This is a genomic window from Virgibacillus oceani (genome assembly GCF_014638995.1).
GTDB lineage: Bacteria > Bacillota > Bacilli > Bacillales > Amphibacillaceae > Virgibacillus_E > Virgibacillus_E oceani.
Window position 1 is genome coordinate 165,107 of the sequence record NZ_BMFR01000005.1, and the last position, 21,194, is coordinate 186,300.

At 36.5% G+C, this 21,194-nt stretch carries 17 protein-coding genes; 6 read left to right on the plus strand and 11 right to left on the minus strand.

The window, feature by feature from the left end:
* Positions 1–24: 24 nt before the first annotated feature.
* Positions 25–3,354: a CDP-glycerol glycerophosphotransferase family protein gene (locus IEV74_RS08745; RefSeq protein WP_188454994.1), complete on the minus strand. Its 3,330-nt coding sequence runs from the start codon at positions 3,352–3,354 to the stop codon at positions 25–27.
* Positions 3,355–3,441: 87 nt separating this feature from the next.
* The gene (locus tag IEV74_RS08750; RefSeq protein ID WP_188454995.1) at positions 3,442–4,629 is read right to left on the minus strand and encodes an O-antigen ligase family protein; all 1,188 of its coding nucleotides are present in this window, start codon (positions 4,627–4,629) and stop codon (positions 3,442–3,444) included.
* Between the two features lie 216 nt (positions 4,630–4,845).
* On the opposite strand from IEV74_RS08750, the gene IEV74_RS08755 reads away from it, so the two are divergent.
* The 6 genes from IEV74_RS08755 to IEV74_RS08780 all read left to right on the plus strand — a co-directional run bounded on the left by IEV74_RS08755 (position 4,846) and on the right by IEV74_RS08780 (position 11,160).
* Positions 4,846–7,446 carry an SH3 domain-containing protein gene (locus IEV74_RS08755; RefSeq protein ID WP_188454996.1) on the plus strand — a complete coding sequence of 867 codons (2,601 nt, stop codon included), beginning with the start codon at positions 4,846–4,848 and terminating at the stop codon, positions 7,444–7,446.
* 194 nt (positions 7,447–7,640) lie between these two features.
* The gene (gene tagD, locus IEV74_RS08760; protein ID WP_188454997.1) at positions 7,641–8,039 is read left to right on the plus strand and encodes a glycerol-3-phosphate cytidylyltransferase; all 399 of its coding nucleotides are present in this window, start codon (positions 7,641–7,643) and stop codon (positions 8,037–8,039) included.
* On the plus strand, positions 8,032–9,216 hold the full coding sequence (locus tag IEV74_RS08765) for a CDP-glycerol glycerophosphotransferase family protein (RefSeq protein ID WP_188454998.1): 1,185 nt from the start codon (positions 8,032–8,034) through the stop codon (positions 9,214–9,216). The genes tagD (IEV74_RS08760) and IEV74_RS08765 overlap by 8 nt, the downstream gene beginning before the upstream one ends.
* A gap of 158 nt (positions 9,217–9,374) precedes the next feature.
* The gene (gene tagD, locus IEV74_RS08770) at positions 9,375–9,782 is read left to right on the plus strand and encodes a glycerol-3-phosphate cytidylyltransferase (protein WP_188454999.1); all 408 of its coding nucleotides are present in this window, start codon (positions 9,375–9,377) and stop codon (positions 9,780–9,782) included.
* A gap of 104 nt (positions 9,783–9,886) precedes the next feature.
* Positions 9,887–10,915 (plus strand): CDP-glycerol glycerophosphotransferase family protein, encoded by a 1,029-nt coding sequence (locus IEV74_RS08775; protein WP_188455000.1) that lies wholly within the window; start codon positions 9,887–9,889, stop codon positions 10,913–10,915.
* 80 nt (positions 10,916–10,995) lie between these two features.
* Positions 10,996–11,160 (plus strand): hypothetical protein, encoded by a 165-nt coding sequence (locus IEV74_RS08780; protein ID WP_188455001.1) that lies wholly within the window; start codon positions 10,996–10,998, stop codon positions 11,158–11,160.
* A gap of 55 nt (positions 11,161–11,215) precedes the next feature.
* Here the strand turns inward: IEV74_RS08780 and IEV74_RS08785 are convergent, their stop codons facing one another.
* The 9 genes from IEV74_RS08785 to lpdA all read right to left on the minus strand — a co-directional run bounded on the left by IEV74_RS08785 (position 11,216) and on the right by lpdA (position 21,180).
* A complete protein-coding gene (locus IEV74_RS08785; protein ID WP_188455002.1) occupies positions 11,216–12,673 on the minus strand; it encodes an APC family permease in 1,458 nt (485 codons plus the stop codon).
* A 261-nt stretch (positions 12,674–12,934) separates the two neighbouring features.
* Entirely contained in the window at positions 12,935–13,861 is a 927-nt protein-coding gene (locus IEV74_RS08790) for a DUF6270 domain-containing protein (protein WP_188455003.1), read from the minus strand.
* A gap of 260 nt (positions 13,862–14,121) precedes the next feature.
* Positions 14,122–15,414, minus strand: coding sequence for an NAD(P)H-dependent oxidoreductase (locus IEV74_RS08795; protein ID WP_188455004.1), 1,293 nt, complete (start codon positions 15,412–15,414; stop codon positions 14,122–14,124).
* A 20-nt stretch (positions 15,415–15,434) separates the two neighbouring features.
* Positions 15,435–15,800 (minus strand): PTS glucitol/sorbitol transporter subunit IIA, encoded by a 366-nt coding sequence (locus IEV74_RS08800; RefSeq protein WP_188455005.1) that lies wholly within the window; start codon positions 15,798–15,800, stop codon positions 15,435–15,437.
* 32 nt (positions 15,801–15,832) lie between these two features.
* Positions 15,833–16,870 carry a PTS glucitol/sorbitol transporter subunit IIB gene (gene srlE, locus IEV74_RS08805; protein ID WP_188455006.1) on the minus strand — a complete coding sequence of 346 codons (1,038 nt, stop codon included), beginning with the start codon at positions 16,868–16,870 and terminating at the stop codon, positions 15,833–15,835.
* Between the two features lie 17 nt (positions 16,871–16,887).
* Positions 16,888–17,430 (minus strand): PTS glucitol/sorbitol transporter subunit IIC, encoded by a 543-nt coding sequence (gene srlA, locus IEV74_RS08810; protein WP_188455007.1) that lies wholly within the window; start codon positions 17,428–17,430, stop codon positions 16,888–16,890.
* Between the two features lie 17 nt (positions 17,431–17,447).
* Positions 17,448–17,816, minus strand: coding sequence for a transcriptional regulator GutM (locus tag IEV74_RS08815; protein ID WP_188455008.1), 369 nt, complete (start codon positions 17,814–17,816; stop codon positions 17,448–17,450).
* 154 nt (positions 17,817–17,970) lie between these two features.
* Positions 17,971–18,909 (minus strand): sugar-binding transcriptional regulator, encoded by a 939-nt coding sequence (locus IEV74_RS08820; RefSeq protein ID WP_229683106.1) that lies wholly within the window; start codon positions 18,907–18,909, stop codon positions 17,971–17,973.
* Between the two features lie 891 nt (positions 18,910–19,800).
* Positions 19,801–21,180, minus strand: coding sequence for a dihydrolipoyl dehydrogenase (gene lpdA / locus IEV74_RS08825; protein WP_188455039.1), 1,380 nt, complete (start codon positions 21,178–21,180; stop codon positions 19,801–19,803).
* Between the last annotated feature and the right edge of the window lie 14 nt (positions 21,181–21,194).

Here is a 21,194-nt window from a genome sequence, read left to right on the forward strand (position 1 = left end):
CCGTTTACCCCTTGCCTGTCCTTGCTAATCCTTTGAAAATAAAGTATCCACTATACGACTGCTTGCATACCCATCCTCTAGTGAACAATAGTTTTGCTGAAATACTTTATAGCTATCTTGAAAATTACATATTATCTTTTCTATGTTTTCCACACTATCAATAATTTCATCCGTATTGAATAGTAATGGACCAGGCGCTTCCTTCTCAAAATCCATATAAAATCCTCTGATATTATCTCTATATTCTTCTAGATCGTACGTATAAAACAACATCGGCTTTCCAGTATTTGCATAATCAAACATCACAGATGAATAATCCGTTATTAGAATGTCCGTTGCTACAAGCAATTCTTGAATGTCAGGATATTTTGATGCATCGTAAACAAATCCTTCCAGTTCTTCATCCAAGTTTATCTTATTGCTGACGACTACATGAAGTCTCAATAGAATAACGTGATCGCTCCCTAAAATCTGTTTCATTTTATGAAGATCCATGTTTATATCAAATGAAAACTTATTTTTATTCGTTGTTTGATTATCCCGAAAAGTTGGCGCATAAAGTATAATTTTTTTACCTTCAAATAAATTAAAATTATGGTTAATTTTTTCTTTAATTTCATGTTTATTATTTTTATAAAAAATGTCATTTCTCGGGTATCCAGTTTCTAGGATTTTACCATCATAACGAAAAGCACTTCGAAAAGCTTTCGACGCATATTCACTCGGTGAAATTAAGTAATCCCAATTTTTCACTGCTTCCCCAACACGTTCTACATAATCACTGCTTCTTCCTTGGACCTCATCTATATCATAAAGCATTTTCTTCAACGGAGTCCCATGCCACGTCTGCAAATAAGTTGTTTCTGAACGCTTCTTAATATAGGTTGGGAAGTTCTGGTTGTTCACCCAATATCCCGATTTTAACAAATAATAATAGTACTGAGGGCTTAATCGTTTAATTCGTTTTGTATTTGGGTCTGTAAAATTATACCGTTTATTGTAAACCCAAATTTTTTGATATTGTAACCCTTGTTTCACCAATTCATCATAAATATTTTTAGGGCTATCCCCGAATTGTTTTCCTACACCACTTTCAAATAGAATCATACGATTGTCGACCCTAATAAATTTTGATCCAATTTTGTAGAAGAGCTTCATCATCGGAAAGTAGTACGAACTTTTCCGAAATCGTCTCAGCACACCATTGGTTACAAGTACTATTTTTGGGTGATCGAGCAAAAATCTATCACGTTTGATACTTGTCTTGTCTGTTACCTGAAATATCCGTTCTGAAGAGCGCCTATCCCGGAATGTAATAAATTTATCAGCACGTTTCTTCATAACTGGCTTCATCTTAAATTCATTATCCGCATATTGCTCTAACAGATCCATTAGCTGATCATAGCTTGCAGTAATATCACCAGGCAAATCCTTATCCAAATTCAAATGGGATGGATGTTTGCCTATAAAGAGTCCACGATCAAATTGATAATACAACACAGGTTTATGCAAAAAACTAAAATCAAAGCCGACACTGGAATAATCCGTAATCATAATCATGCTTTCTTTAATTAGGTCTTGTACATTAACCTCACCTTGGCTGATCACCCGAACAAATGGATTCTTAAAATATTTACTGTATTTCTGCATATTAGGATGCAAACAGAACAAAATTTGAAAATTATATTTTTCAGCCAATTCATGTAGTTTAGTGCTATTAATTAAATTTTGATATCGTTGAAAATATTCACTTTCAAAAAATGCATCCTCAGATGAAACCCAGTCACGCCATGTAGGTATTATTAATAACTGTCTTTTTATGTTTACATCGTCCTTAAATAATGTGTCAAACCTCGACAACCCCGTCACGAACACCTCATTGGGTTCGTAGCCAAAATCATTAACAATCATATCCTTTTCAAATTCCGAGCTCACCATAAAAATGTCTGTATCAAAACCAGATGGGGCATTTTTCCCGTAGTTTGCTATCATATTTTTTGTGCCCATTACACCATGCTGCAGAAAAACTTTTCCTGCCTTTACTTTATTTTTAAACTTATTCGTCCGTAATGGATATAGATAATCCGGATGGTGAGAGGAAATAACTTTTTTGGCAATAATGGTATTAAAAATATGTTCCTTCGATTTAAAGTCTAGTACATTTCCATATTTTTTAACATTTTTGCTCTCAGGTGATTGTTTATCCACCACGTAGTATACAAATTTGTCGGGATACGTATTCCGCATATATTTAAAAAATGCATAACCTGTATCCTGGGCTTTATAAACTCGCTCTCCAACTAGCCAAACATCTTTATTTCTGTTAACTAGACGGATTAACCAAGCCCAACGCATCAGCTTTTTCATATAATTGAACGTATCAATTGGGAACTTGTATACTTCAAATGATAAATATGATTTCTTAAAGGTAAAATAAGGATTGATTACAGCAGTGTCTTGATTATACCTTATGTTTACGTCTTTTATGAACAATTTTGTTCTAAATGTTGGACGACCGATTCGGACATACTTTGGTTCGTGCTTATCGTGTAAGGTCAACCTAAACGACAGATCATATACTTCTTCCTCAAGCATATCTCCCCATTGATTAAAGTCGATATACATCCTATACGTATAACGATTTAAACCGTATTTTTTCTTTACATCCTGCTCTTGATAATCTAGCTTTAAGTTTTCTGTTACCAGCTCTTTGGAGGAATCTCTGCCCATTAGCACTATTTCAGCATGTTTAATCAGTGAATTTCTTGTAAACATTTTCCCTTGAATGGCATATTTCCCATTTCCGGCTTTTACCTTATCTATTTGCAGCCTTGTTGGTGCATCAGGTTCACCATTAACAATCAGAGATAGATTTCCTTTTTCAGTAAGATAATTTATCAAATGATTTTCCTGTTCATAATAAAAATTTAAATTATCAATATTCGTGTATTGAAATCTGCCAAGGCGAATGAAATATTCAGCATACCGAACATCATTCTCCTCTACAAGCATTATTTGCTTAGATTCCTTTTTTGCTTCGCTTAGCTCAGCATATGGCCTTCTAATTTTCACATGCCAATCATAGGTTGTCCCATCTTCAAGCTTGACACGATTAATTAAATCTTTTAGTGAAACGGAAAAAGAAAAGCTCTCTGATGGGTTGATTTCATCCAATTTAAAACTTTCATCACCATTATTTCGTTCAAAAAGCCACAATTCTTTCCCGAGATAGTTCTCTTTATAAAACATTCCCGTAATGTTCAGTGTTTTCTGTGTTTGCACAATACTTAATTTATACTTTAATTTTTCGTTAGATTTTTTAAATCTTTTTTTTAACAATGATAGAAGTTTCATACAATACCCCTACTGTCCAATTTTTATTATTTTATATGTCATATATTATACCATTCGATACGCCTATTTTTTTCTGACGTGACAAATTCATTTCGATACCGTTAATGTTCCCGTATCATCAAAATTTACCCCAATCGTAATAATTACCCATTGAAGCATCGCAATAGAATAATTATTTTGGAACATAGTGAGTTCGAAATTTTCATATATTAAAAATCCTATTAAGAAACAAATAGACCAGTTTGCTGCAAATTGACGAGAATTCGCGATTAGCGCTCTCCAGATTGTGAACACAAATACTATGAACATAATAAGACCAATGATGCCAATTTCCAGAAATAGTTGTATATATTGATTATGTGCAGTTAAGTTCATATCTGTTACATTTCTTGCACTAATTCCAGTTCCTGATCCCATAATAGGATGCTCAACAGCCTTATGTATTACCTTAGCCCATAATTCTCCTCTTCCAGAGTAAAGGTTTTTGCCAAATAGCTGCAAACTTAGGTCATTTAACATTATACCTATTTTTGTATGCTGAAGAATAATATAAATAACTATAAAAGTCATGTTCGCGATAATCGTCATTCCTAGCAAGTATTTATAGAATCGCTTCGCTTGTTTCATAACGATCCAAACACCGATCGTAATACAGAGTCCAATCATAACAGCCCTTGAACCAGTAGCATAAATAAGCATTAAATCCATTAAGAACACGATAAAAATAACTACTTTCAACATATTTCCACAATATTTTAATACAGTAAATTTAAAATATACTGTGGTAAATAGAAAAATTGCCAAATAGTTTTGATTCCTGTAAACACTTCTGAATGGCTGATTCGAATGATCAAATTGCATCCATTGTACAAAGATCAAAATTGTAACTACACACAACAAATATGCGATTATTTTAATATGACTTGGCTTCCATTTCATGCTAGATGACCAAATAATAAACATAAATAGGAAGGCTAACTGAAAAAATTCCCATAGCGTACTATAGGAACTAGATAAATAACTAATAAAATATGTAAGCAAAAATAAAACAGCCACAATTCGTATCGTATTTACCTGTTTACTTCTCCTCCATTTAAACCTATACAAGCTGAAAAGAAATAAAAATAACGAAGCAATTAATGACACATTAATACTAACATTTCCAAATGTAGTCAGCATTTCTGACTGCATTCGATACATCGTATTTAAAATTAATAACAATGCTAATCCCGCAATTACAGTCAACTCTAGTTTATTTTCCCATTCATTATTCATCTATATCCCTCTTTGTATGATCATCACTAAATTATTCTATCAAATTACTACTCTATTAAAAAGGTCAATTTTGTGTAATTATTTTGAAATAAACTCTTAACAATCCTGGAATTTATTGCGATAATATATATGTTAAATAGTTTGTCAGTTTATAAAGATCTATTTGCGCTATATACAAATTATTTAACAAATATTAGAAAGGAGGTCAGTAAGTAATTGAGAAAAGTTCAGCCAGGAAAAGTCACAGTGCTTACCGTTTTTCTATTACTAATTCTATCATTTATTACACTAACCCAACATAATAATATTGCATATGCTGCTGGAAATTATCATGGAGTTGCATTAAAATCTCCCACAAATGTTTATAGTGATACAAGCAGATCGACTGTCTTAAAATCTTACGATCAAGGCAGTATATTACAGTACACTACATATTCCAGCGATTGGTACAGTGCAGTTGTGTATGTTAAAGGTGACTGGCACGAGGGCTATATCCATAAATCAGATGTGGAAAATGTAACAAATGATCAGCAATTACTAAAAGGAATCGGCCTAAACAATAAAACACCAGTTTATCAACGTGCTTCTACAGATTCAAAGGTCTGGAAATCCTATAGTGAGGGAACTGTTTTATATTACAAAACATTTACAAGTGATTGGTACGAAGCTACAGTTTATATCAATGGAAAACGGAAAACGGGCTATATCCATCACTCACACGTGGAGAATATTGTAAACGATCAGAGCCTTCTTAAAGGAATTGGATTAAAAGCTCCAACTGCTGTTTATACAAGAGCTTCAACAAGCTCCAGTAAGCTTAAAACTTATGTCCAGGGATCAATCCTTTACTATCAGACATTTACAACTGATTGGTACGAAGCTACAGTTTATATCAATGGAAAACGGAAAACGGGCTATATCCATCACTCACATGTGGAGAATATTGTAAACGATCAGAGCCTTCTTAAAGGAATTGGATTAAAAGCTCCAACTGCTGTTTATACAAGAGCTTCAACAAGCTCCAGTAAGCTTAAGGCTTATGACCAGGGAACCGTCCTTTACTACCAAACGTTTACAACTGATTGGTACGAAGCTACAGTTTATATTAATGGAAAACGGCGAACAGGTTATATCCATAAATCCCATGTTGAAAATATAGTTAATCAGCAGGAACTTTTAAAAGGAATTGGAAGAAAAAATCCTACACCTGTGTTTGCAAAAGCATCCACTAATTCTAGTAAACTAAAAAGCTACCAAGGTGGTACCATCCTTTATTATCAGACCTTCACAAGCAACTGGTATGAAGCGAGGATTTATTTGAATGGTAAACCAACAACTGGATACATTCATAGTAGCCATGTGGAAGGATTATTTAATAAGCAAGAAACATTGGAAGGCAGAGCATTAAAATCAACCACCCATGTATATTCAAAAGCTTCTAGAAGTTCGAAAGTACTAAAAAGCTATGGCAATGGCAGTATTTTGAAATTTAGAACTTTTTCTAAAAATTGGTATGAAGCAACAGTGTATGTAGATGGTGTTCGTCGCACAGGCTATATTCATGTGGACGATGTAGCGACCGATGATATTACGAACATAAATACATACAATTATACGTTCGAATATATGGTTGATAGACAAATGAAATATGGTGGACCAAAAGCTGATGGGGCTGGAAAAATACCCGCTTCGCGAGAACAGGTTGAATATTATGCCAATCCTTCGAACTTTAAGGAAGGTACCAGAGGCTACTATCAATTCCTGAATTTATCCCAGCCTGCGGGATTAAATGCTCGTGAAGTAAATAAAAAAATCCTTGCAGGAAAAGGTTCATTAGAAGGAACTGGACAGGCTTTTATAGATGCTGGAAAGAAATACAACATTAATGAAGCATACTTGATTGCACATACTTTGCATGAAACAGGAAACGGTACATCAACATTAGCTTCAGGCGTACCAGTAGATGCAAAGGGAAATGTTGTGGATAATCCCAAAAATGCTGTATATACTGTATACAACATGTATGGATACGGCGCCAGAGATGCATGTCCTATCAAGTGTGGGGCGAAATACGCATTTGAACATGAATGGTTTACACCTTCGGATGCAATTTTAGGCGGTGCGAGTGGGGTTTCACAAAACTATATTCAAGCCGGGCAGGATACATTGTACAAGATGAAGTGGAATCCTGAAAATCCAGCAACACACCAATATGCTACACATGTTGCATGGGCATATGCCCAAACAAGGCGAATTGATGCTATTTACCAGTTAATTAATGACTATACGTTAATCTATGAGGTACCGAAGTTTTTAGATCAACCAGCTTCATCTGGCGATCCAAATGCTAGTAAGGAACCTGATAATAGCAATGATACTGACATAGACAGTAAATTCCCTGAGCATTTATATGGCATTACAAATACAGGTGATGTCCATTTAAATCTAAGATCTGAACCTAACGGAAAAGAGATCGATAATATTCCTAATGGTTCGAAGCTAGAAATAATCGCATCTAATGGTTCATGGTATAAAGTTAAGTATGATGGTACAACCGGTTGGGCACACTCTGATTATATCGAATTACTAAACCTTATCAAGATTACACTTGAAGGGTATAATTTGAATGTTCGACCCGAACCATCTACCTCAAAGGATATTGTCGGCAAAGTAAGTAATGGTGACTTGTTAACTGTTGTATTAGACGGTAATAAGATGGTCCGAAAAGATGAATGGTATCAAGTCTACTATAAAGGTGCCAAAAGATGGATAAGTGGGGGCAAGAACGGGACAGAATATGTCTCTATTGAAAAATAAGAGCTAATACACCATATGCAGAACATTGCATATGGTGTATTTTTTTGAAATAAATTACTGTTTGTATTCAATCTCAAATATAGTATAATAATCTATAATGTTTCTAAATAAATTGAAAAATATTTGTTAAGTTCTTGTAAAAGAATTATAGTACACTATATTTACCGCAACAATAATTGGAGGTTTAAAATACAATGAAGAAAGTAATCACATATGGAACATTCGACTTACTTCATACAGGTCACATAAATATATTGCGCCGCGCTAAAGAACTTGGCGATTATTTGATTGTCGCTATTTCAGCAGATGAATTTAACGCACTTAAAGGCAAGGAAGCATACTACAGTTTTGAACAGCGTAAGGCTATACTTGAGGCAATACGCTATGTAGATGAAGTAATCCCTGAAAAAAACTGGGAACAGAAAGTCACTGATGTCCAAAAGCATGATGTTGACGTTTTTGTAATGGGAGATGACTGGGAAGGTAAATTTGACTTCTTAAAGAATTATTGTCAAGTCGTCTATTTACCAAGAACAGTGGGAATATCGACAACAAAAATTAAAAACGACTTACAATTATCCAATAATGGCTAGAGATTTCGCCATTACCGTGTACCTTTATGTTTTCCAACTATTATTTAACTTTTTCAAACTGTTTCCCCAAAAGAAGAAAACGGTATTTGTTGCTTCATTTGGGGATAATATTTTGTTTACGTTAAATGAATTGGAAAAACAAATGGATGAACCTGTTGTTATTCTCAAAACATCCTCCTGCAGAGTTAATTTCAATGTTTTGGATAATAGAACAAACTTAAATTTTGAGCCTGTCAATCTATTACAATGGATTCAATCAATCTATCATTTAGCAACTTGTGATAAATTGTTTGTTGATAATTATTTTGGCTTTTTAGCCTCAACGAATTTTAAACCGAATGTACAATGCATTCAACTATGGCACGCAGCTGGTGCGATAAAACAATTTGGATTAAAAGACAAATCTATTACTACTAGATCTAAAAATGCTTACAAACGTTTTAATAAAGTATATGGCCGGTTCACACATGTTACTGTTGGATCTGAAAAAATGGCAGCCATTTTCCGTCAGAGTTTCGGAATTTCCAATGATGTGATCGTACGTAGCGGAATTCCCAGAAGCGATTTCTTTTTTAACAATCAAAAGAAAAGAATGATTGAGCAGAGTTTACAAAGTGTTTATCCTGCGATTAAACGTAAAAAGGTTATTTTATATGCCCCTACCTATCGGGATGATGAACTAAACAAAACTGATATTGTGCTTGAAATTCAAAAGTTAAATGAAGCATTTATTGATGAGTATATATTATTTTTACGTTTACACCCTGCAATCAAAAATGATTTTAGTAATAACTACAACGATTTTGTTTACGACGTTTCAAATTATACCGACATCAACCACTTGTTAGTTGTTACTGATATATTAATAACGGATTATTCATCTATTCCATTCGAGTTTTCATTGTTAGAGCGCCCGATGATTTTCTTTGCGTATGATTTAGAGAAATACGGGGAAACTAGAGGATTTTGGGAAGATTATGAAACACTTGTACCCGGCCCTGTTGTAAGAAACACGAATGATTTGATTCATGCTATTCAGGAAAATAAATTTGATTTACAGCGAGTAAAGGACTTTGCCAGTCAATGGAATCAATACTCAAGGGGAAGCTCTAGCAAGGCTTTAATTAATACTTTATATACAGAAGAAGAACAATACCGTGCAGTCGATCAGAATTAATGTTTAGGGCATCGAATTAATCGATGTCTTTTTTTGCGCATTTTTATTACTTCTTTATAAGCTTCTTTCCTATATGCTGCATAAAATTTTTAGTATCCATAATTATTTTTACTTTCTCATCAAATACTAGCATATAGAATGTATTGGAGGTTGTTATCATGAAAAAAGTAATCACATACGGTACCTTTGATTTGCTTCATACTGGACACATTAATTTATTGCGGCGTGCTAATGAATATGGTGATTATCTGGTCGTTGCCATTTCTTCGGATGAATTCAACGAACTGAAAAACAAAAAAGCATATTACACCTTTGAACAGCGAAAAGCTATATTGGAAGCAGTTCGATATGTCGATGAGGTTATACCAGAAAAATCATGGGGACAAAAGGTGGATGATGTTCGAAAACATAACGTTGATGTATTTGTTATGGGTGATGACTGGAAAGGAAAATTTGACTATTTAATGGAATACTGTGAGGTTATTTACTTGCCTAGAACGGTCGGTATATCAACAACAAAAATAAAAAGGGATCTGGATAAAAAAAAACAATGGTTAGGGAAATAATAATTACTGTATATCTTTTAATTTTCCAAGTGTTTTTTAATTTCTTTAGATTATTTCCCCAACGGAATAAAACAGTCTTTATTGCTTCATTTGGAGATAACATAATGTATACCTTAAAGGAATTAGAAAAACAGACGGATGAGCGATTTTTAATCATTAAAACCCCCAAATGTATGGTTAATTTTGAAGGAGTCTCCAATGGGACCGTTCTAAATTTCACAACTCCTATACATTGGATTCAGTCGGTTTATCATCTTGCTACTGCCAGGATTATATTTATTGACAACTATTATGGCATTTTATCGAAAACTAATTTCAGGAATAATGTATTGTGTATTCAATTATGGCATGCTGCTGGGGCAGTTAAAAAATTTGGGCTTCAGGACCCTTCATTAAAATACAGATCGAAGCGTGCAAATCGGCGTATTAGAAAAGTTTATCAACGATTTACCCATGTAATTGTCGGGACAGAAAAAATGGCCGCTATTTTCCAACAAAGTTTTGGGATTTCAGATGAAGGTGTTATACGAAGCGGTATACCCCGTACTGATTTTTTCTATAATACTGTTGGGAAACAAATTGTAAAGAAAAAATTACTTCATCAAATTCCCGTAATTAATAATAAGATTGTCATTTTATATGCACCAACTTTCCGCGACAATGATCCTAATAGCACTGAAATCGCCATTGATGTTAGGAAGTACTGTGATGCGCTATGCGATGATTACGTGTTACTTTTACGGCTTCATCCTTCCATTAAACATGATTTTCATAATGAATTCCCCGGGATAGTCTATGACGTTTCTACTATTCCTGATGTCAATCATTTACTCGTTATTACAGATATTTTAATTACAGACTATTCATCCATTCCATTCGAATTTTCACTATTGGAACGGCCAATGATTTTCTTTGCTTATGATTTGGAAAGATATGAACGAACAAGGGGATTTTGGGAGGATTATGAAAAGCTTGTACCGGGACCAGTGGTGAAAAACACAGATGACTTAATTGAAGTCATTGAAGAAGGTCATTTTGATATGCAGCGTGTAAGAGAATTTGCTGCGCTATGGAATCAGTATTCAACAGGAACATCCAGTAAACAGCTTATTAAAGCAATCTATGAAGGCTGATAAGTATTCGCTTTTCCCCTTCTTAACACTTTGGTATAATTTTAAGTGGGATAAAAAGTGCTATTTTGGGGGTATTTAGCATGAACAAAACTCGCCTTATTATAATAGGCATTGCTCTGTTTGTTTACACTCTTGCTATTATCGGTCTAACTACGATGATTGTTTATCCAGATCCGAATAAGGAAGATGGTTTACCGACTGAACAGCAAGATTGCAACTGTGTCGATGACAGTGGGGTTGAATGAATAGGGCCATATATAAAAACCTTTGTTCCTAGCTGCGGAACAAAGGTTTTTTATATTATTCATTCTCCACTTCAATCTTCTTATTACCTAAAATCAAGTAATTCAATTCCTCTTTTGGTATCTTATTAAACTCTGTCCTTTTTGCTAAATAGAATACAAATCCTAATACCACCCAAGCAATTAACGCGATTCTGGATTCAATACCAAGAAATGCAGGTGATCCCGGAATTAGCAGAAGTCCGATAAACGTTAAACTTGCAAGCATACCGATGACAGAAATGAATTTTTTACCCGGTGCGACGACATGCTTTTCAGGATTGAATTCACTATCCATTGACCATTTAAAAATGCTGAATGCCGTGTAGCATGTATAGAAATAAGCGATCGATACTCCAATTGAAGACATATCTACTACCCATAACAACGCTTCACGACCGAACCAAGGTGCAAGCATTGCGACTATTGCTGTGAAAATAATTCCCGCATACGGTGTTTTATATTTTGGATGAACTTTAGAAAATACTTCTGGGATAATCTTCGCACGTGACATGGCGAATAATAGACGGCTTGATGAAATGATAAATCCGTTTAATCCTGTGAAAATCCCCATGCTAAGCGCAACTACTAATAGTACTAATCCAAGTGTTCCAAGTACATCTTGAATTGCTACAGCAGTTCCCCAGATATGATTTTCCGCGGCTAGCGCTTCCCATGGGCTTGCCATTGCTGTTGCGATAATCATAAAGCTATACAATAGTGCTGCGAAAAGAATTGCTAAAATGATGAGACTAAATGCTTTCTTTGATGAAAAGTTGAATTCCTCGGCGGCCTGTGGAACATTGTCAAATCCAACATATGCCCAAGGCGCAATTGCGACAATTGATATAATTGCTGCAAACATTGTTGTGTCAGTTGGGAAATATGGCTTCACATTATCAAATGTTGTTCCAGGGTCTACCCCAACTAAGACAGTAATGGCAAGAACCCCAACTAGCATGATGACACAGAAGATAAACTGTATGCTTCCTGATAAACCTGTGCCGCGTATGTTTAAATAAGCAAACACAATTAGTGCAGCAGAGGCAATGATAACCTCCATTCCATATACATCCCAACCAGCAATTTGATACATATGAAGATTTTCAATTACTTTCGGGAAAACAAATTTAAACATTAATGCAAATGCGGAGGCATTAAGTGCGACAATACATATGTATCCTAATGTTAAAAACCATCCACATATAAATGCATGTATTCGTCCAAGACTAACAAAGGCGTATGCAAACTCTCCTCCTGAAACAGGAAAACTTTTTATTAAAAATCCATAACTGACGGCGATTAGCATCATTAACACTGCACCAATTAAGAAACCAATGATTACACCGATTGGACCACCAGTGCCCATCCAGACTGTTGGCTGTACGAATGCGCCCCAGCCAATCGATGAACCTAAGGCTATCGCCCAGACCCAGTGCGGCTTTAATGACTTCTTCAGCTTCGTTCGCTCTTCCATGATTTAACTCCTTTTGTGTTACATCAGATTTTTTGGAACTATACTAGTTATATCAAAGATGGAATATTGTCGCAATTTGTTATGTTGGAGGAAATATTGGTTATCCCAAAGAAATTCGAGAATTTTAATTTATTTTTTGATTAACTGCATTTTTTTGCTGATATTTGGATTAATAGGGATGATAATCCGTTTAATCACTTTTTAAGGATTACGTAAAACATGGATTTTTGCTTCATTTTATAAGCTATCGTTCCAATAGAATTATTTCATTATTATTTTTCTCATCATTTGAGTAAATAAACTGCTTGTATTTGTACTTTGTTGAGTCGCGTCTTCCATATTTACATCTACAGAACCTAATTGATGTCTTAAAACCACTTCATTAAACCCTTTATACAAATCATCATAATATTGTTGTGTAAAATGCCAAGGTTTGTTTCCCCATAGGTGATCATAGTCACCGAAATATGTTTTGCTTTGCATTTCTATAAAATCGAGATCATACTTTTCAGCAAGCGTTTTATATAATTTATCATACAATTTATTATCCCTAGCTACTGTCCCGCATATTTTAGGGCTATAATTGACGGGATAGCCTTCCTTTGTCATATATGAAAATGCTTCGGAAAACTTTGTAATAACAATCCTGCAATTTGGTATACTTTTCTTAACCCATTCATAAAAACGCGCAAAATTTTCGTGAAACAAATCCAAATATTCATCGTCTCTGAAAATGTTCAATTTTTGTTTATAATGGCCTTCTTTAAAATAAACTGTTTTTCTGAAACCATTAGGGTTATTTGTTAGATACCCATCTTCTGTTTTGACAATTCCATATTTCACATCTGTATATAAATCAAAAATGATATAATCCGGTTGTTTTTCCATTAACTCATCTCTATATAATTTATCAATATCCCTTGCTGTAGTTTTCTTTTGTAATTTAGATACTTCTCCAGTAAACTCTCTTTGGTTATCATTAACATATGTTTTATCGGACATGAAACTAATCATTGATGTTTGCCAGGCAGTGGAAACACATTCATATGTATCCTTATAATTACTAATAAACTTACTGTTAAATAATCCTCTTGTTACACAACTGCCTATAATTGATATTTTTAATTTTTTCAAAAGATAATTCCCCCCTAAAGTAATGCGTGCATCTATATTAAAGTTTTCACCCATAAATGTATTTCTATCCTATTTAACAAGAATCGAATATGTTTCTAAAGTGTGAACATGTACTGGATAGTTTATCTCCATGATGCCTGTCTATTTTTTCACTCTTGTTAAAGAGTCAAGATATTATATTATTCGTTTAGGGGGCTAAATTGATGTGGGTATTGGAGATATTGTCATAGGATTGTTAAAAGACAAATAAGAATTTAAATCAAAAAAATTTGATTTAATAGGAAATAAAAAGTGAGGAGTGACCTCCCCACTTTCTAAGACAACCAATTATCCTGCAATTCCCGCAAAGACCAAATTGTAGAACGTTTTGTCTGGGTAATAGCATCATACGTTATAATGTCACCTTTTTTCACAGACTTTTTCATAACAACATTTTTATCTACAAGTCCAATCGGCAATGCATTTTGTTTCCTTGCTTCTTCCTTAACTAAGATTTTCGCATAGGCTGTAAATCCACCTATACCATCTAGGGACTCACCTTCATTTAAATCCTTTTTGGCAACTGCAACTGATTCGGCAACCATCCCGTGCCATGGGGCAATTGTTGGCGTATGGTCCAGATATGCTTTGGCTATTGACAGTGGTGTTTCCAGGCTCGCTAAATGGTATGGGCGATACAACACATAGTAGGGGCCATCTCCTAATTTTAAATACTGTAATTCATGATTTACTTCTTCGTTTTCGGAAGTAATAATAGCAAATACACCTGGTGCAACACCATTAACATATTCAACTACTTTTTTCCTGGAAAATATCCCGCCATCCTCTTTCGGTATTAATAAAGATGCTAGTTCATCGACTGTAGCTGATGGACCATGCATACCTGCAATATCCGGAATATATCCTGTTGCATTTGCTACTGCAGTCATTTCAACCATTGTTTTCGTTCCGTCTTGGAAGGATGCTAACATTTTCGGGCTCGCCCCTTTTTGCCTTGCTTCTTCTGCCGCCGTTTCCGGATTTGCATCATAGTTCAGTTTATTATTTTTCCCTTTTCCTAATGCGACTATTTCAAATCCAACTGCATCCGCAAAATCATACAATTCCATGATGGCTCCTGGTTCGTCACCAGCAGACCCGGTATAAACTACATTTGCGGCGTCAGCCATTTTTTTTAAAATAGGGCCGACTGTTACATCCGTTTCTACATTTAACATTACAACATGCTTCTTGTTAACAATTGCCCGGGATGCAACACTTGCCCCTACATCTGGTATACCTGTAGCATCTACAATAACCTCTATTTCATCAATTTTAGTTAATAAGTCAGCTTCAGTTGTAGCCACAACTTTATGGTCTCTAATAACTTCATTTGCTTCATCTACATTATTCGTCGCTATAATATCAGAAGAAGCTATTCCAGCAGTCTCATAAGCATGTTTCACATTCTCCAGTGCAATATCTGCCAAGGCTACAACACGCATCCCTTTCATACTTTCAATTTGAGAGACCATTCCTCTTCCCATTTGACCGGCTCCAACTAAACCAACACGAATATATTTTCCTTCGTTTTCTAATTGTACTAGCTTTCTATTGATGCCTAACATACGATCCACTCCTAAACGAATTATTGTTTTGCAAATTTAAGTGTCATATTTTCTGTGAATTTCGGAATAGGTTTTTGCTCTACAAACATCGTCCCAGGCAATGCCGAGTCGTCCAATTCGGAAAATTTTATTGTACAGTGCCCTAATTCCTTAAGGGTTTGATTTACCTTTTCGCCGACATGTAAAATTTGATACTTTTCCCCGTTAATATAGAGGAAATCACCCGCTTCAACTTCACCAAGGACTGAATTGTGTTCATGAATAACAGCAATTGATTTTAATTCGTCAGGAACGGAATCATTAAAAATAATTACCATATTATCCTGTGAAATCAACTCTACATCCTCACCGATTTCTGTAATGATTGATTCATAGATGACCGTCATGTTACTACCTCCAAAGATTGTTTGAATTATCGTTATGAATAAAGACCGAAGCTAAATAGATATGCAATCACAACCGCTAATGGCCCTGTAAACTGACGTGAAATAAGTACTGCCGGCACACCGGTTTCAATCGTTTCGGGCTTTGCTTCTCCCAGAGTTAATCCAACAGGAACAAAGTCACAGCCTACTTGTGGGTTGATGGCAAATAATGCTGGAAGAGCTAATTGCGGCGGAATGTTCCCCTTTCCAATTTCTACCCCGACCAATACGCCTACTACCTGTGCAATAACAGCACCAGGACCAAGTAATGGTGATAGTATTGGGACAGAAATAATTATAGACAGAATTAACAGTCCAATAATATTACCTGCTAAAGGTGTTACAAAGTTAGCTATAATATCGCCAATCCCCGTATAATTAATAATTCCGATAATGACACTTACAAATGCCATAAAAGGCAGGATATTTTTAATAACCTGCTCAATTGTCTCTCTTCCTGCTTGATAAAAGACGTTTACAACACTGCCTACACTTCTACCTATCTTTTCAAGAATTGGAACCTTTCGTTCGGGGATTTTGTACCCTGCTGCTTTTTGTTTGGCACGTTCCTTCAGCTCCTTAGGCGATAGTTTCTCACCCTCTGATACTAGCTTCTCATTGGATTGGTCATCAACTTCTTCAGCTGCCGCAGCCTCTGTATCTGCTTCAACAATGTTATTTGCTTTTACACCAGAAACAAAATTATCTTCTTTAATAAATTTCATTAAAGGACCTGACGGTGGGGTTGGTGTAAGATTTACTGTTAATACATTCATTTTTGGATAAACACCACATCTTGCAGTACCGCCACAATCGATTACTACACATGCCATTTCATCACTTTCCACTTTATTTTTAAATCCATCTATCGCGATAGCACCTGTCATATCCGCAATTTGTTGTGCAATCGGATGAATGCCTCCACCTGTCACTGAAGCTACATATTTCTTTTTATCAGTAGGCTGGATCTTGAGTGGCCCGCCCCATCCATTGGATCCTTTTGAGACTTTCACAGCTTTATAGTTAGTCATTCCTATTCCCCCCCTTATTAACTAGCTTGACTTTCCACTTCCGTATTTTTCTTATTCATCATTCGTAACGTTAGACGCTCCGTAACAATACCCCGAATCAGAATTACAATAATACCAACAATAAAGTATCTAACTGCTAACGGTCCAAGCGATAATCCTAATTCCGTAATACCTGCTGCGATCCCCATGTATACGAACAGCTCTGCAGGGTTAGCGTGCGGGAACAGTCCTGTAATCGGATGAACAAATGAAACAGCCGAGTCATAGAATGCTGGCTTTTGCTTTTCCGGTAAGAACTTTCCAAATGTATACGCCATAGGATTTGTTAAGAAAAATACAGCTAATACCGGGAATAGTGTATATCTAAGAATAATGTTTTTCGTACTTTTTTCCGCAAGTCTGTTAATTCGTTCCTCCCCAATCAAATGAATTAAAGCGTTTATAAAAGTAATCAAAACAACTAATAATGGAATGATCCCGGTTACCAATCCCATGAATTGCTCTCCGCCTGCTTGAAACATTCCGATAAAACCTTCTGCCAATTTTACTAAAAAGTCCATCTCTTCCCCTCCTTAGATTAACTTGCTTTCATTTGTGTTTTTATATTTGAAATTGCCATAGATGTTGCTGCAAATAACTTATCATCTTCACCAGTATTTAAATCATCAATGTGTTTGTTAACTGCACTTTCATTTAAAGAAAACCGCTGAAATACAGTAACACCATACATTTTTTTACTCTCAATCACTGTTCCATTCGTATCACATACAAGAACGACAACTGATCCGACACCTAATTTTCGTTTGTCAACCCCAACTCCCAGATAACCAGAAGAATGCTTGCTCATTTCACGAATTGTTTTCTGATAATGCTTTAATTGCATAGCTGATAACAAAATCTGCAAAATCCATAGGACTGCAAAAAACAAAATGATTGTTCCCCACATGGTACCCCTCCTTTACATTTGTTCTATCAACTTACCTTTGTAACTATTTTAACGATGTACTCGCCCACTGTCAATATTATTTTCAAAAATTCTAAAAATTACATATTGATTTTCAGCATAAAAAAAGCTCTATCCATTTATAGGATAAAACTTCTTATGCCAGTATTTCCTTTGCGGTTGTGTCATCTGTAATTAATACATCCAGATAGTTATTTTCAAGGGCAGTAGTTATGCTATATGCCTTATACACACCATTTGCTATGGCAACGACCTCTTTAACATTTTTTAGATCATGCAAGTCTATTCCAATTACACGATCGTTTAAAGTATGTTTTACTTGCTGTCCATTAGCATCAAAAAACTTTGAACTTATATCACCTACCACACTAGCATTCTTCAATTCTTTAATATCTTCATCTTTTAAATAACCAATTTCTTTCATTGTTGAGCCTTGATAGGGATCGCCAATACCAATTAAAGCCATATCAACGTTTTTCCCTTCATTTAACACGACCGAAATATCCTCTGATTCGATAAGCCGATTCTTCAATTCCGCTGTGTCCACCATGGCCGGTGCATATAAATACGTACAGGTTCCATTTACCTTTTTAGCTAGCTCATAGGCTAATTGATTTGCATGCATCCCGACGTTTTTTCTACCCATTCCTCCAACCAGTGGAACAATGTACATGGAGTCATGCTTTTGAAAAGGAAATTCTTCTACTACAGCCTCAAGTGTAGTTCCCCATGAAATACCGAGTTTTGTAGTATTTGAGATATTATTGCTTATATAAGAAGCAGATGCTTTTCCTAATGTCTTCTTCACCATTTCATCAGATAGACCATCAGTTGAAACAACAATTGCTTCCTTCAATCCATATTTTTGTTCCAACTGCTGCTCTAATTTGATGGTATGAATATTTTCGTCTTTAATATAGATTTCTACAATTCCTTGTTCCTTTGCGCGCTGCAGAGCTTTGGAAATCACCGGTCTGGAAACATTATATTTTGAAGCTATTTTAGCTTGTGTCCAGCCATCGAAATAATAGAGTGCTGCGATCTTAGCCATCGTTCGTCGATCATCCCACATCATCATTCACACCTCCAAGCGTAACATCCCTTATTTTATCACATATTTCCAATTTGAAGAAAAATAACTCTAATAGTAAAACGCTAATAATTTTGCATTTTGCTGCTGTACGATGAAACTTGCTCAAGTTTGGTGAGTCTTGTTCGAGTTCGGTGGTTCCTCGCTCGAGTGGGGTGCGCCCTCGCTCGAGTGCGGCGCGTTCTCGCTCGAGTTCGGTGGGTTCTCGCTCGAGTGGAGCACGTCCTCGCTCGAGTGCGGCGCGTTCTCGCTCGAGTGCGGTCGGTCTTCGCTCGAGTTCGATGCGTTCTCGCTCGAGTGAGGCGCATTCTCGCTCGAGTTCGATGCATTCTCGCTCGAGTGGGGTGCGTCCTCGCTCGTGTAAGGTGGGTTCTCGCTCGAGTTCGATGAGTCCTCGCTCGAGTGGGGTGCGTCCTCGCTCGAGTGGGGTGCGTCCTCGCTCGAGTTCGGTGGTTCCTCACTCGAGTTCGATGCGTCCTCGCTCGAGTGGGGTGCGTCCTCGCTCGAGTTCGGTGGGTTCTCGCTCGAGTGAGGCGCGTTCTCGCTCGAGTTCGATGCATTCTCGCTCGAGTGGGGCGCATTCTCGCTCGAGTTCGATGGGTTCTCGCTCGAGTGGGGTGCGTCCTCGCTCGAGTTCGGTGGGTTCTCGCTCGAGTGAGGCGCATTCTCGCTCGAGTTCGATGGGTTCTCGCTCGAGTGAGGCGCATTCTCGCTCGAGTTCGATGGGTTCTCGCTCGAGTGAGGCGCATTCTCGCTCGAGTTCGATGCATTCTCGCTCGAGTGGAGCGCGTCCTCGCTCGAGTGGAGAGAGTTCTCGGTCGAGTGTGGCGCAAACCCGCTCATGTCCAAGTCTTTTATACAATAACAAAACAGCCTTTAACTATAATGAATTCCTTTGCCAAGCCATGCACCAGCCGTTTCAAACAAAGATTCAGATATAGTTGGATGCGGAAAAACCATATTTTCCAATTCTTCCACTGTTCCTTCCAGATGCATAAAGGATGTTCCTTGGCTAATCATTTCCGTTACGTGGGAGCCAACCATTACAACACCAAGTATTTCTCCATATTTTTCTTCAGCAATAATTTTCATAAATCCTCGGTTTTCACCGGAAGCAATTGCCTTTCCATTCGCAGCAATATCGACCTTTTTTACTTTGACAGCATATCCCGCTTCCTTAGCATCTGATTCACTCAAGCCGACACTGGCGATTTCTGGGAACGTATAGACACATCGTGGTATGATTGCTTCTTTGTTAGTTGCTATTCCAACAATGTGATTGATCGCTCTTATTCCCTCATCACTTGCCGCATGTGCTAGCTGATAGCCGCCAATCAAATCACCAACAGCATATATGCCTGGAGCAGACGTTCCCATATTTTTATCGACTTTGACAAATTTACCATCAAATTGGACAGAAAGCTTTTCAATACCAGTAAGGTTCGGCGTTCGTCCAACTGAAACCAGCACACTATCCGTTTCTATTGTTTGCTGTTTCCCCTGCTTATCCATATCCACAATTATGTGACCATCGCTATTACGAAACCCGGTAATTTTCGTATTTGTATGAATTACCACACCGTTTTTCTCCAATTGAGAAGCTAGATAATCCGAGGCATCTGCATCTTCATTCGGTAAAATTCGGTCAGCCATTTCGACAATTTCTACTGTTGTATCTAAACTATTAAATATACAGGCAATTTCCAATCCAATGGCACCACCGCCGACAATTACCATATGAGATGGGACTTCCTTTAAGTCAAAAATGGTGTCACTTGTATGATAGGAAATAGTATCTAAACCAGGTAACTCAGGCACAAATGGAGTCGACCCGTTTGCCAGCAGAACGTTCTTTGCTTGTATCTTTTGTGTTTCATTAACTGATGAAATAGTTACCGTTTTATCATCAGCAACTGTTCCATAACCATTAAATAAGGTTATTTTATTTTGCCGCAGCAATCCTTTAATTCCATTTCTTAGCTGGTTAACTACTTTGTTTTTCCGGTTCACCATGGCATCGATGGAAAAGGAGAAATCGTTTACGGTTATGCCATACGTTTTCGACTCTTTAATTTGCTCGATTACTTCTGCATGCTTTAATAAAGTTTTCGATGGAATACACCCTCTGTTAAGGCACGTACCACCCAGTTCTCTTCCTTCAACCAATGCAACAGACAGTCCTAGTTTAGCTGCACGAATCGCTGCAGCATAGCCACCGGGACCGCCTCCAATAACGACTAAATCAAATGATTTCATCAACTGACCTGCCT

Coding starts and splice junctions, on each gene's coding strand:
- IEV74_RS08745 (WP_188454994.1), bottom strand. CDS start 3,354: ATGAAACTTCTATCATTGTTAAAAAAAAGATTTAAAAAATCTAACGAA.
- IEV74_RS08750 (WP_188454995.1), bottom strand. CDS start 4,629: ATGAATAATGAATGGGAAAATAAACTAGAGTTGACTGTAATTGCGGGA.
- tagD (WP_188454997.1), top strand. CDS start 7,641: ATGAAGAAAGTAATCACATATGGAACATTCGACTTACTTCATACAGGT.
- IEV74_RS08765 (WP_188454998.1), top strand. CDS start 8,032: ATGGCTAGAGATTTCGCCATTACCGTGTACCTTTATGTTTTCCAACTA.
- tagD (WP_188454999.1), top strand. CDS start 9,375: ATGAAAAAAGTAATCACATACGGTACCTTTGATTTGCTTCATACTGGA.
- IEV74_RS08775 (WP_188455000.1), top strand. CDS start 9,887: ATGTATACCTTAAAGGAATTAGAAAAACAGACGGATGAGCGATTTTTA.
- IEV74_RS08780 (WP_188455001.1), top strand. CDS start 10,996: ATGAACAAAACTCGCCTTATTATAATAGGCATTGCTCTGTTTGTTTAC.
- IEV74_RS08785 (WP_188455002.1), bottom strand. CDS start 12,673: ATGGAAGAGCGAACGAAGCTGAAGAAGTCATTAAAGCCGCACTGGGTC.
- IEV74_RS08790 (WP_188455003.1), bottom strand. CDS start 13,861: ATGGGTGAAAACTTTAATATAGATGCACGCATTACTTTAGGGGGGAAT.
- IEV74_RS08795 (WP_188455004.1), bottom strand. CDS start 15,414: ATGTTAGGCATCAATAGAAAGCTAGTACAATTAGAAAACGAAGGAAAA.
- IEV74_RS08800 (WP_188455005.1), bottom strand. CDS start 15,800: ATGACGGTCATCTATGAATCAATCATTACAGAAATCGGTGAGGATGTA.
- srlE (WP_188455006.1), bottom strand. CDS start 16,870: ATGACTAACTATAAAGCTGTGAAAGTCTCAAAAGGATCCAATGGATGG.
- srlA (WP_188455007.1), bottom strand. CDS start 17,430: ATGGACTTTTTAGTAAAATTGGCAGAAGGTTTTATCGGAATGTTTCAA.
- IEV74_RS08815 (WP_188455008.1), bottom strand. CDS start 17,816: ATGTGGGGAACAATCATTTTGTTTTTTGCAGTCCTATGGATTTTGCAG.
- IEV74_RS08820 (WP_229683106.1), bottom strand. CDS start 18,909: ATGATGTGGGATGATCGACGAACGATGGCTAAGATCGCAGCACTCTAT.
- lpdA (WP_188455039.1), bottom strand. CDS start 21,180: ATGAAATCATTTGATTTAGTCGTTATTGGAGGCGGTCCCGGTGGCTAT.